This is a genomic window from Ciceribacter sp. L1K22 (assembly GCF_017599385.1).
GTDB lineage: Bacteria > Pseudomonadota > Alphaproteobacteria > Rhizobiales > Rhizobiaceae > Allorhizobium.
On sequence record NZ_JAGFPK010000001.1, the window covers coordinates 495,190 to 507,328 of the forward strand.

12 protein-coding genes and 1 tRNA gene are annotated in these 12,139 nt (G+C 58.6%); 10 read left to right on the top strand and 3 right to left on the bottom strand.

Annotated features, from left to right (window positions below; translation table 11 throughout):
• Positions 1 to 20: 20 nt before the first annotated feature.
• Positions 21 to 1,055, bottom strand: coding sequence for a penicillin-insensitive murein endopeptidase (gene mepA / locus J5J09_RS02320; RefSeq protein WP_208548092.1), 1,035 nt, complete (start codon positions 1,053 to 1,055; stop codon positions 21 to 23).
• 184 nt (positions 1,056 to 1,239) lie between these two features.
• Here mepA and J5J09_RS02325 point away from each other — a divergent pair, with 184 nt between their 5' ends.
• The 8 genes from J5J09_RS02325 (at position 1,240) to J5J09_RS02360 (ending at position 10,459) form a co-directional block, all read left to right on the top strand.
• Entirely contained in the window at positions 1,240 to 3,066 is a 1,827-nt protein-coding gene (locus tag J5J09_RS02325) for an extracellular solute-binding protein (RefSeq protein ID WP_246745890.1), read from the top strand.
• Positions 3,067 to 3,220: 154 nt separating this feature from the next.
• Positions 3,221 to 4,312: a microcin C ABC transporter permease YejB gene (locus J5J09_RS02330; RefSeq protein WP_208548094.1), complete on the top strand. Its 1,092-nt coding sequence runs from the start codon at positions 3,221 to 3,223 to the stop codon at positions 4,310 to 4,312.
• 1 nt (position 4,313) lies between these two features.
• Positions 4,314 to 5,453 (top strand): ABC transporter permease, encoded by a 1,140-nt coding sequence (locus tag J5J09_RS02335; protein ID WP_208548095.1) that lies wholly within the window; start codon positions 4,314 to 4,316, stop codon positions 5,451 to 5,453.
• Entirely contained in the window at positions 5,450 to 7,078 is a 1,629-nt protein-coding gene (locus J5J09_RS02340) for an ABC transporter ATP-binding protein (RefSeq protein ID WP_208548096.1), read from the top strand. Before J5J09_RS02335 ends, J5J09_RS02340 begins: the two co-directional genes overlap by 4 nt.
• A gap of 12 nt (positions 7,079 to 7,090) precedes the next feature.
• A complete protein-coding gene (locus tag J5J09_RS02345; protein WP_208548097.1) occupies positions 7,091 to 8,050 on the top strand; it encodes a glyoxylate/hydroxypyruvate reductase A in 960 nt (319 codons plus the stop codon).
• Between the two features lie 92 nt (positions 8,051 to 8,142).
• On the top strand, positions 8,143 to 8,424 hold the full coding sequence (locus tag J5J09_RS02350) for a hypothetical protein (RefSeq protein ID WP_208553629.1): 282 nt from the start codon (positions 8,143 to 8,145) through the stop codon (positions 8,422 to 8,424).
• A gap of 116 nt (positions 8,425 to 8,540) precedes the next feature.
• Positions 8,541 to 9,845, top strand: a complete 1,305-nt coding sequence (gene pncB, locus J5J09_RS02355; protein ID WP_208548098.1) for a nicotinate phosphoribosyltransferase — start codon at positions 8,541 to 8,543, stop codon at positions 9,843 to 9,845.
• Between the two features lie 158 nt (positions 9,846 to 10,003).
• Complete coding sequence (locus tag J5J09_RS02360) at positions 10,004 to 10,459, top strand: carbon monoxide dehydrogenase subunit G (protein ID WP_208548099.1); 456 nt, start codon at positions 10,004 to 10,006, stop codon at positions 10,457 to 10,459.
• An 11-nt stretch (positions 10,460 to 10,470) separates the two neighbouring features.
• Here J5J09_RS02360 and J5J09_RS02365 read toward each other — a convergent pair whose 3' ends face one another.
• The gene (locus tag J5J09_RS02365) at positions 10,471 to 11,058 is read right to left on the bottom strand and encodes a YigZ family protein (protein ID WP_208548100.1); all 588 of its coding nucleotides are present in this window, start codon (positions 11,056 to 11,058) and stop codon (positions 10,471 to 10,473) included.
• Between the two features lie 135 nt (positions 11,059 to 11,193).
• On the opposite strand from J5J09_RS02365, the gene J5J09_RS02370 reads away from it, so the two are divergent.
• Positions 11,194 to 11,355: a hypothetical protein gene (locus J5J09_RS02370; protein ID WP_208548101.1), complete on the top strand. Its 162-nt coding sequence runs from the start codon at positions 11,194 to 11,196 to the stop codon at positions 11,353 to 11,355.
• Positions 11,356 to 11,501: 146 nt separating this feature from the next.
• On the opposite strand, the gene J5J09_RS02375 is transcribed toward J5J09_RS02370, so the two are convergent.
• A tRNA-Ser gene (locus tag J5J09_RS02375) sits at positions 11,502 to 11,591 on the bottom strand.
• Positions 11,592 to 11,792: 201 nt separating this feature from the next.
• Between J5J09_RS02375 and J5J09_RS02380 the strand changes: the two genes are divergently transcribed.
• On the top strand, positions 11,793 to 12,113 hold the full coding sequence (locus J5J09_RS02380) for a hypothetical protein (RefSeq protein WP_208548102.1): 321 nt from the start codon (positions 11,793 to 11,795) through the stop codon (positions 12,111 to 12,113).
• The last annotated feature ends 26 nt before the right edge of the window (positions 12,114 to 12,139 follow it).

Sequence of the window (12,139 nt, forward strand, 5' to 3'; positions counted from 1 at the left end):
TCGTGACATTTGGAAAGCGTTCACTCGTCGCCGGAAGGACGAGCCATCGGTATTGGAACTCTGGCCGGCAAATCGGCAAAGGTTAAAACGGCACCAGCACCAATGGCAGCGACGGTCGGCGTAAACCCGTTGCCCAAAGTGACCTCCGCTTCGCTGGCGGGGCCTGGCGCATCGAGAACACGGGCGCAAGCCTTCGGCAGATCCGCAAGCCTCGCAGGCTTCGGTTTCGGTGCCGGCTTGGCATTAGGGTCTTTTTTGGGCGGCGCCCACGGTTCGTCGGTGAACCACCATGCGAGGTCCTTGCCGCATCCGTCGCCGGCGGGAACGGCCGCCTGTTCCTTGCAGCCGGCGGAATCGGCCGGGCACTTTATCCGGACGTGAAAATGGTAATCGTGACCATAGTAGGGGCGCACCTTGCCGAGCGCCGAACGTTCTCCGCTCCAGGTTTCGCAGAGCTTCTTCTTGATCGCCGGGTTCACGAAGATGCGTTCGACCTCGGGATAGCTTGCGGCGCGCATGATTACCGCCGCGTGCGCCGGAGTCCAGATACTGGGATCGACGGTGAGGAAGGTATTCTTTTTCAGCATCGAGGTCGCCGAAATATCCTCACGCTCCTTTGCCGACAGCGTTCGTGATGGCATGGGCGTAAGCCAGATGTCAGCATCCAGACCAACCTGATGCGACGCATGGCCAGACAGCATCGGCCCACCCCGGGGTTGCGAGATATCACCGAGTAGAAGTCCAGGCCATCCATCATATTGGGCAGCGTCGCGTGAAAGACGCTCGAGCAGGGAGATCATCTGCGGATGTCCCCAGCGGCGGTTGCGGGACAGGCGCATGGCCTGCCAGGTCGGTCCATCGGTCGGGATTGCGACGGCGCCGCTGATGCAACCCTTCGAATAGAAGCCATAGGTCTCGGGCGTCGAACGGCTGGGAAGTTTCACCGCGCCGAAAAGCTCCTTGGCAGGCTTCTCGGTTGCTGTGCTTGCGTCAACCGACGCCAGCACCGATGCCGCAGCCAACAGCACCGTCATGATCGTTCTGTAGACGCCCATTTGTTGTCCTCGTTCTCATCAAAGCCGCGGGTTGCCGCCTCCGCCGATTTGGTCGGAGTGTATCGCGAAATCACACAACGGTGAATCCGATTGCGCGACTACGGCTCAGAGATGGCTGTTTTTTGACGAATTTCTCCCTATCCTGTCCGCAACAAGAAACAGCAAGGGGATGAGCATGATGGACATGCGCCGCCTGGCGATCGTGATTTTCGCGTGCCTGATCGTACCCTCGACGGGCTTCTCCCAGGAGAAGACCTGGTATCACGGTACATCGATCGTCGAACCCGTCAAATACCCGGAAGGGTTTGCCCATTTCGACTACGTCAACGTCGATGCCCCCAAGGGTGGTGACCTGCGATTGTCGGCAAGCGGCACCTTCGATACGTTAAATCCGGTGCTAGAAAAAGGCGAGTTGGCATCGGGGTTGTCGCCGAGGCTCTCGCTCGTCACCGAGACTTTGATGAAGCCGTCGCTCGACGAGATCGATGCCGAATACGGGCTTCTTGCCGAGGCCGTTCACTATCCTGACGACTATTCGTTTGCCACCTACCGTCTAAGGCCTGAGGCAAGATGGGCGGATGGTCAGCCCGTCACTCCCGAAGACGTCGTATTCAGCTTTGAACGGTTTAAGGAACTGACACCTCAGTACGCGGTCTATTACGCCCATGTCGTAAAGGCGGAAAAGACCGGTGAGCGCGACGTCACGTTCACGTTTGACGAAAAGAACAATCGAGAGCTTCCCAAAATCATCGGCCAGCTCGACATCCTACCGAAGCACTGGTGGGAGGGGACGGGCAGCGACGGCAAGCCGCGTGACATCACGCGCACGACGCTCGAACCGGTTATGGGTTCCGGCCCTTATCGGATCGCCGATTTCAAGCCTGGCGCTTACGTCCGATACGAACTGAGGGACGACTATTGGGGCAAGGATCTGAACGTTAACATCGGCTATCACAACTTCCGGACAGTTACCTATACCTACTATGCCGATCTGGACGTGGAATTCGAGATATTTCGAGCCGGCAATACGGACTTCTGGCTTGAAAACAAGGCGATGCGTTGGGCCAACAGCTACGATTTCCCGGCTGTCGCCAACGGCGACGTGAAGCGCGAAATGATTGAGAACGACTATCGGTCCTCAGGCGTCATGGTCGGCTTCATTCCCAATATGCGGCGCGACAAGTTCAAGAACAGGCAAGTGCGGCAGGCACTGAACTACGCGTTCGATTTCGAGGAACTGAACAAGACGCTGTTCTTCGAACAATACAAGCGGATCGACAGCTATTTCTATGGCTCCGACCTCGCATCGGCAGGCCTGCCCTCCGGCCAGGAACTGCAAATTCTGGAGCAGTACCGGGATAGGATTCCGCCGGAGATTTTCACTGCTCCATATAAAAATCCGGTTGCCGGTGATCAGACCAAACTACGCGAGAATCTTCGCCAGGCGATCGCGCTGTTCCGTGAGGGGGGCTATGAAATCCGCAACGGCCGGATGACGAACACGAAGACGGGGGAACCCTTCGTCTTCGAAATTCTGTTGGGCGGACCAACGATTGAGCCCGTGGCTCTGTCATTTTCCGAAAAGCTGCGTCAGATCGGCGTCGGAGTCAGTGTCCGCGTGGTCGACCAGGCGCAATACACCAACAGGGTTCGCTCGTTCGACTACGACGTTATCTATCTCGGATGGGCCCAGTCGCTTCATCCCGGAAACGAACAGCGGGACTACTGGGGATCGAATGCAGCGACGAGCGAAGGTTCCCGAAATTATGCGGGTATCAGCGATCCTGTCGTCGACGACCTCATCCAGCAGATCATCTTCGCCAAGGACCGCGACACTCTGGTCGCCACAACCAAGGCGCTCGATCGTGTTCTCCTTGCCAACGCCTATGTTGTCCCGAGCTACACGCTGAGGGCTTCCAGGCTTGCCTACCGATCCTGGTTGCAGCATCCCGAAGAACTGCCGACCTATTCCAACGGTTTTCCCGACATATGGTGGGCGAAAGCGCAGTGATGGCAACAGCCACTTGCGTCTGCTGCGACGTCGGCTACCAATGCGGGGAGCGAATCGAACGCGGTCTGCGTGGACCCAGCGGAAGGGGCAATATTTTGGCGTGTAACTGTCGCGCAGGCGACGAACGGGCGACAAGGTGCGGAGGTGGCCGCTGATGGGTGCCTATATCCTGCGTCGCCTGCTTCTGATGATACCGACCATGGTCGGCATCATGGGCATTTCCTTTCTGGTCATCCAGTTCGCGCCCGGAGGGCCGGTCGAGCAGGTGATTGCCCAGCTGACGGGTCAGGGCGACAGTGCCGACCAGCGTCTGTCCGGCGGTGGAGACCTTCTGAACCAGTTCGGTGCGGATGAAACGAGTTCGAAGTACCGGGGTGCTCAGGGTCTAGATCCCGATCTTATCAGGAAGCTCGAGGTCCAGTTTGGCTTTGACAAGCCGCCATTGACCCGCTTCCTTGACATGATGTGGGACTACATCCGGTTCGACTTCGGCGAGAGCTTCTTCCGGAACACCACGGTGATCGACCTGATCATCGAGAAACTCCCGGTTTCGGTGTCACTCGGCGTCTGGATCCTGCTGATTTCCTACACGATTTCCATTCCGCTGGGGATCAGGAAGGCGGTGAGGGACGGCTCGACCTTCGATATCTGGACCTCTGGCGTGATCGTCATCGGCTATGCCGTGCCGAGCTTCCTTTTCGGTATCCTGCTGATCGTGCTTTTTGCCGGTGGCTCGTTCTTCGATTGGTTCCCGTTGCGCGGATTGGTGTCCGACAACTTTGCTGAACTCACCTGGTGGGAGAAGATAATCGATTACTTCTGGCATCTGACACTGCCTTTGATCGCGCTGTCCCTTTCCGCCTTTGCGACCACGACGCTTCTGACAAAGAACTCGTTCATCGACGAGATCAAGAAGCAGTATGTCGTGACAGCCCGCGCCAAAGGTTTGTCGGAGCGTCAGGTTCTGTACGGTCATGTATTCCGTAACGCCATGCTGATCGTCATCGCTGGCTTTCCAGGCGCCTTCATCTCGGCATTCTTCACCGGATCGCTGCTGATCGAAAACATCTTCTCGCTCGACGGTCTGGGCCGGCTCGGTTATCTCTCGATCGTCAATCGGGACTATCCGGTCGTGTTCGCCACCCTTTATATCTTTTCCCTGATGGGCCTATTCGTCAGCCTCATCTCCGATCTGATCTACACCTGGATTGATCCCCGCATCGATTTCGAACGGCGGGACGTCTGACATGGCCGTGACCGATCACACTCCCGCTCTTGTGCCGCCGAAACGACCATGGCTGTCGCCCACGAACCGCCGGCGGCTGGAGAATTTTCGCGCCAACCGGCGCGGTTACTGGTCGTTCTGGATCTTCATGGTCCTGTTCGTTCTCAGCCTCTTCGCCGAATTTATCGCGAATGACAGGCCTCTCCTCGTCTCCTACAAAGGCGAGATTCTGGCGCCGGTTATCATCGATTATCCCGAGGAGAAGTTCGGCGGGTTTCTTGCCGTAACCGATTATCGTTCCTCCTTCATCCGCGACGAGATTGAGGCGAACGGATGGATGGTGTGGCCACCGATCCGCTACTCGTATCGCACGGTCAACTCCAACATCCCGCATTCGGCGCCCACCGCACCCTTCTGGTTGATGCCCGAAGAGCAGCGTTGCGCCGGCTACGCGCTGGGGGCAGAAGATCCCGATTGTGTCCTCGGCAATCTCAACTGGCTCGGCACGGACGATCAGGCCCGCGATGTTGCCGCGCGCATGATCTATGGTTTCCGGATTTCGGTTCTATTCGGGCTCATGCTGACGATCGCCTCCGCCTTTGTCGGGGTCACTGCCGGCGCCGTGCAGGGCTACTTCGGCGGAACGACCGACCTGCTGATGCAGCGCTTCATCGAGATATGGTCTTCGATACCGGTGCTTTACATCCTGCTGATCATCGCCTCGATCCTGCCACCCGGTTTCTTCGTACTCCTGGGCATCATGCTCTTGTTTTCGTGGGTCAGTTTTGTCGGCATCGTGCGCGCCGAGTTCCTGCGGGCCCGCAACTTCGAATATGTGAATGCCGCCCGGGCACTTGGTGTCGGCAACTGGACGATCATGTTCCGCCATCTGCTTCCAAACGCCATGGTCGCCACTTTGACCTTCCTGCCTTTCATCTTGTCGGGATCGATTACGACGCTCACCTCGCTTGATTTTCTCGGTTTCGGCATGCCGCCGGGTTCTCCGTCGCTCGGTGAGTTGATCGCGCAGGGCAAGCGCAACCTTCAGGCACCTTGGCTCGGCCTCACGGCGTTTTTCACGATGTCGATCATGCTGTCGCTGCTGATCTTCGTCGGCGAGGCCGTTCGTGACGCCTTCGATCCGAGAAAGACGTTCCGATGACCGCGCCGCTTCTCTCCGTTCGCGATCTCTCCGTTCTGTTCGAGCAGGGTGGAAAATCGAACCTAGCGGTCGATCATATCTCCTTTGATGTCTCTCCTGGGGAGATTGTTGCGCTGGTTGGCGAATCGGGCTCCGGAAAGTCGGTGTCTGCCAATTCGATCCTGAAGTTGCTGCCATACCCGGCCGCCAGCCATCCTTCAGGCGAAATCCTTTTCGAGGGCAAGGATCTGATGCGGATGTCGGATCGCGAACTTCGCGAAGTACGTGGCAACGACATCACCATGATCTTCCAGGAGCCGATGACCTCGCTCAATCCGCTTCACACGATCGAGAAGCAGATCGGCGAAATCCTCGCGCTACACCAGGGGCTCATCGGCCAGCAGGCAAGGGCACGTGTGCTCGAACTGTTGAACCAGGTCGGCATCCGCGAACCGGAAAAGCGGCTCGCCGCCTATCCCCACGAACTGTCCGGCGGCCAGCGCCAGCGCGTCATGATAGCCATGGCGCTTGCGAACCGTCCGAAACTGTTGATCGCCGATGAACCGACGACAGCGCTGGATGTGACCGTCCAGGCTCAGATCCTTGAGTTGCTTGGGCGCTTGAAGGCCGAGCATGGCATGTCCATGCTCTTCATAACGCACGATCTCGGTATCGTGCGGCGGTTCGCGGACAAGGTCTGCGTCATGACGAAAGGGCGCATCGTTGAGGCCGGACCGGTCGAGGAGATTTTTGGCGCTCCGAAACATGACTACACGCGGCATCTTCTGGCATCGGAGCCCCGCGGCGAACCGCCGCCGTTGGACTCCTCGAAGCCCGTCGTGATGGAAGGCCGGGACCTCAAGGTATGGTTTCCGATAAAGTCGGGCTTCCTGCGCAAGGTCGTTGATCACGTCAAGGCAGTCGATGGCGTTGATCTGACGCTGCGCGCGGGCCAGACCCTGGGCATTGTTGGCGAATCCGGATCTGGAAAGACGACCCTCGGTCTTGCTCTGGCACGTCTCATTTCCTCCAGGGGCCGGATCGTATTTCTCGGTCAGGATGTTGATCGTTTCTCCTACAAGGAGATGCGGCCTTACCGCGACCGTCTCCAGATCGTGTTTCAGGACCCTTACGGTTCTCTCAGCCCTCGAATGTCAGTCGGCGAAATCATTGCCGAAGGTCTTAAGGTTCACGAGAGGAACCTGTCGTTCGAGCAACGCGACGAACGCGTCTGCTGGGCTTTGCAGGAGGTCGGTCTTGATCCCGACACCCGCTGGCGGTACCCACACGAGTTTTCCGGCGGCCAGCGCCAGCGCATTGCAATCGCCCGCGCGATGGTGCTGAAACCACGATTCGTGATGCTGGACGAGCCCACATCGGCGCTCGACATGAGCGTCCAGGCCCAGGTCGTCGATCTCCTGCGCGATCTCCAGCAAAGGCATGATCTCGCCTACCTGTTCATCAGCCATGACCTCAAGGTGGTGAAGGCGCTTGCCAATGAGGTCATTGTCATGCGCCATGGCAAGGTCGTCGAACAGGGACCGGCCTCCGAGATATTTTCGGCGCCCAAGCAGGATTATACGCGTGCCCTGATGGCCGCGGCCTTCGATCTGAAGCCGGTCGATATCGCCGGTATCAGCCAATAATCTGGAGTTCTCATGTCTTTGGGTGGGGTTCTCGTCGATCTCAAATTCTCCCGTGACGCGGTGAAATCCGCGCTTGACGGGGCCTTCGCGGGCCGCGAGGTCGTCGACCTCGGAGACGAGGCCAATCAGAGCCGCGATCTCTCCGGCATACCTTACGCCGTTTTGTGGAAGCCTGATCCGTTCCTCTTGGAGAGGGCGAAAGATCTGAAGGTCATCTTCTCGGGCGGCGCCGGCGTCGATCACATCCTGTCGAACTACGACCTGCCCGATATCCCGATTGTCCGCTTCGTCGACCGCAGCCTGACGGATCGGATGAGCGAATGGGTTGTTCTTCAGTGCCTCGCCCATCTTCGGCGTCTGCCGGATTACATCCGGCAGCAACGTTCAGCGGTGTGGCACGATATCGAGCCGCAGCCGGAGGCGCGTGACGTCACTGTCGGAATCATGGGTCTTGGCGTCCTTGGACTTGATTCTTTGCGGAAGCTGAAGGTGATGGGTTTCAACGTCATCGGATGGTCGAGGGGAAAGAAACCTATCGAGGATGTCGACACCTATGATGCGGCCAGCCTAGAGGCTTTCCTCGGCAAAACCGACATTCTCGTCGGCCTGCTGCCGCTGACCTCGGAAACGAAGGGCCTCTACGATGCGAGGCTTTTTTCGCGGCTTCGGCAGGGTGGCGCGCTCGGCAAGCCTGTCTTTATCAATGCCGGTCGTGGCGGCAGCCAGGTCGAGGCCGATCTCGTGAAGGCATTGTCGAGCGGGATATTGGCTGGCGCCTCCCTCGATGTCTTCGAGCTGGAACCCCTTAATACTGACAGTCCGCTCTGGGCATTTGACACCGTGATCATTACGCCGCATGCGGCGGCGTCATCCGATGTCCAGGCGCTGTTCCGCCACACCGAAAACCAGATCGCCCGGTTCGAGCGAGGTGAGAGCCTCGAACATGTCGTTGACAGAAAGGCAGGCTACTGAGGTTTTCGAAGAACGGGAACTTCTCCGTCTCAAGCCCGTTGCTCAGGCATTGAAGGCCGCAAAGGCCCTGTTGAGAGCAAAGGAGCGGAACCTTGAACACACGAAGCGAGAGCCCGAAGGAAACCTATCCGGAGCGCCGCGAACATCCCGCCACACCGACGGAAGCGCGGCAGGGCTCCATTGGACGACCGGTCCTGATCGTCCTTCTCGGGGGCCTCATCATTGCTATGCTCGTATGGATTCCCGCGGAATGGTGGGGAAGCAGCATCGCGCCGCCGGAAGAAAACGCGGTCGAGCAGGCTTATCCTGAAAACACCATTGAACAGCAGCCGAGCGCGCAGGAGCGGCGCACGCAGCCCGAGGCTGGAAACTGATCCGTCTCCCCGGCCCTTGCTATAGACTTTCGTGCAAAATGTTTTGATAACGGGCGTCCGAAGCGGGCGCCCGTTTGGCCGCGTCGTAATGTCCTGATCCGGAGGCGGGCGACCACATGACGAAAACCGATATCGCGTCGCGCGTCTACAATCATACCTGGAAGCTCGATCCGATCGTTCGTAGCCTCATCGATACGGACTTCTACAAACTGTTGATGCTCCAGATGATCTGGAAGCTCTATCCCGAGGTGGATGCCACTTTTGAACTGATCAATCGCACGAAGACCGTGCGGCTCGCCGACGAGATCGATGAACAGGAACTGCGCGAGCAACTCGATCATGTGCGCACCTTGAAGCTTGCCAAGAAGGAGATGATCTGGCTCGCCGGTAACAGCTTCTATGGCCGGGCACAGATCTTCGAACCGGAATTCCTCGCTTGGCTGTCGAACCTGCAGCTCCCGGAATACGATCTCTCACGCAAGGACGGCCAGTACCAGCTGGAATTTCGCGGTAAGTGGATGGAGACGACGCTTTGGGAGATCCCGGCTCTCGCGATCATCAACGAGCTGCGCAGCCGTGCAGCAATGCGGTCGCTCGGCTTCTTCACCCTGGACGTTCTCTATGCACGGGCCAAGGCGAAGATGTGGGAAAAGGTCCAGCGTCTCGGCGCATTGCCAGGCCTCAGAATTTCCGATTTCGGCACTCGCCGCCGCCATAGTTTTCTGTGGCAGCGCTGGTGCGTCGAGGCGTTGAAGGAGGGTATCGGACCGGCCTTCACCGGCACCAGCAACGTCCTCCTTGCAATGGACTCCGATCTCGAGGCGGTCGGGACCAACGCCCATGAACTCCCGATGGTCGCGGCGGCACTCGCGAACAATGACCAGGAACTCGCCGAGGCTCCCTACACGATCTTGCAGGACTGGAACCGGCTTTACGGCGGCAATCTTCTGATCGTTTTGCCGGACGCGTTCGGAACTGCCGCGTTCCTCAAGAACGCGCCTGAGTGGGTGGCGGACTGGACGGGGTTTCGTCCAGACAGCGCGCCGCCGATCGAAGGCGGTGAGAAAATCATCGCGTGGTGGAAAAAGATGGGCCGCGATCCGCGTCAGAAGCTGCTGATCTTCTCCGACGGTCTGGATGTCGATGCCATCATCGACACTTATCGCCATTTCGAGGGGCGCGTGCGGATGAGCTTCGGCTGGGGGACCAACCTCACCAATGATTTCGCCGGATGCGCGCCAACGGAGAACGCTGGTCTCATGCCGATCTCCATCGTTTGCAAGGTAAGCGAAGCGAATGGCCGACCGGCCGTCAAGCTTTCCGATAACCCCCGCAAGGCCACCGGCGACGCAGCGGAGGTCGAACGCTATCTCCGCTTCTTCGGGGCCGAGGAAAGGGTGGAGCAGGTGGTGCGGGTCTGAACCCGCGTGTTGGTGATCGCTGTTCCTATGTCTATCAGGCTTTCCTGAACTTCCTATTGCGCTCTCCTCTCCGACCATAGAAATATGAAGCCGGAGATCGAGAACCATGACGCGTGGAGGCATCATGGTTCTGACGAGAGGATGAGGGAGGATATCTCATGGATATGAGTGGAACAGAGCGCATCGAGGTGCCTATCGAGAAGGTCTGGCAGGCGCTGAATGATCCTGAAATCCTTCGGCAGGCGATCCCCGGCTGCGAGAGCCTGGAAAAGACATCCGACACCAACATGACCGCCCGCGTCGTTTTGAAGGTTGGCCCGATCAAGGCAAAGTTCGAGGGTGCGGTCGAACTTCAGAACCTCAATCCGCCCACGTCCTACACCATCTCCGGGGAAGGCAAGGGCGGCATCGCAGGCTTTGCAAAGGGGGGCGCGGATGTATCGCTGCAGGCCGACGGGCCGGACGCCACAATTCTGACCTATGCGGTGAAGGCGGAGGTTGGTGGCAAGATCGCACAGCTCGGCAGCCGCCTGATCGATTCGACGGCAAAGAAACTGGCTGGTGAGTTCTTTGCCAAGTTCGGCTCTCTGGTCGGTGGAGAGGCGGCCGCATGAACGGCTTTCGCTCAGTCCGGCTCTGATAGAAAGACCCGACCGCCCGTGAGATCTCCGACAAGTTTCCCGATCTTCTCAAGCCGGCCGGTTGGAATTTCGAGCAGAAACGCGGCGCCGTCAGCCGCGTAGGTTTCCTCCGATATCGTCGTATCGGCAAGGGGAATGAGGCGAGCCTTGATTGTCGCGATATCGCTGAAGCTCCCTGTCACGCGACGAACCACGGTCGGAACGATTTCGATGGTGTCGGCGGCCCTGAGACAGGCCGCTGCAGTTCCGCCATAAGCCCGTACCAGTCCGCCTGTCCCGAGCAGAACACCGCCGAACCATCGCTGGACAATGACAGCCACACAGTCGAGTTCCTGTCCATCAATCGCCTGCAATATCGGCTTTCCTGCCGTTCCGCTCGGCTCGCCATCATCGTTGAAGCGATAGAGAGTGCCGACGCGATAGGCCCAGCAATTGTGGTTTGCTGATCCGTCCATGTGTGCCTGTATGAAAGAGCGTGCAAGTGCTTCGCTGGCAACGGGTGCGGCAACCGCTACGAACCGGCTTTTTCGAATCTCCTGTTCGAAACGATACGGTTGGCTCAATGTCCGCACGAACTTCCCTCAATCGGTGATCTTGCCTCTGCCCCGCTTTCGCCATGCCTGTCGACCATGGTCAAGCCCTGCGCAAGCCAGGTGACTTAGCCAAGGCATGAAGAGGCGACAACGAGCTAGGCAGGAGACCACGGAATGCCCATCGACCCAGAGCTTTTCCGAGAACAGCAGGAAACGGCGATCGCACGCATCCTCGCGGAAAACAGGGCCGATGAACTCACCGACATGCTTGTCGAAAGCCTGTTCGAGACCCTGCGTCTCCTCGACGAGGATCTTTGCGGCGACACCGTTCACTGATTCTCCTCGGTCGCATTGGTCGACCGGCTGTTTTCCCCGGATGATCGTAACGACGCCTTGCTGACGTCCGACGCCTCAGTTTGCCCTGATATCGGCTCACCTCGCCTTACGCGATAACATTCTGAAACTATGATTTTCGTGGAGAGTGGCGGACAGAGAGGGATTCGAACCCTCGATACGCTTTCACGTATACACGCGTTCCAGGCGTGCGCCTTCAACCACTCGGCCACCTGTCCTTAATCAGTCTGAGCGCGCTGGGCGGCATGACCGGTCGGGCGCGATATATACCGAGGATTCGTTCGGGATCAACCGAAATCTAACAGATTTTTGAATAGTGTCGTGAAACGTGTCACAGACACCATCTTGCGTACCACGTTATTCTAATATTGATTGTAGTGCCGCCGCAGGGCGGCGCATGTAGGGGTGAGTAGGGCGTCATGTTCAGGTTTGCGTTTCGGCTTTTGAGCCTTCTGACCCTTGTGGTTGCCGTTGGCGCGGCCACCATGGACTCGATCGAGTCCGTTGCCTCATCGGAAGTCGTGCTGACATCACTGGCCGCTGCGTGGACGGAAATGAGCCCGTCGAGCCTCATGTTGGCCCAGCAGGCGGCGGAAGAACATTTACCGCCCGCCGTGTGGCAGGCGCTGCGCGAGTGGCTGCTGCCGCAACCCGCCTTCGCGGCCTTCCTCGCCTTGTCGCTGCTGCTGTGGATGATCGGCTACAAGCGCGAGCATCCTGCTGGCCGCTTTGCCGTCTGAGGATGCCGGCCGGGCGGCAGCGGGTC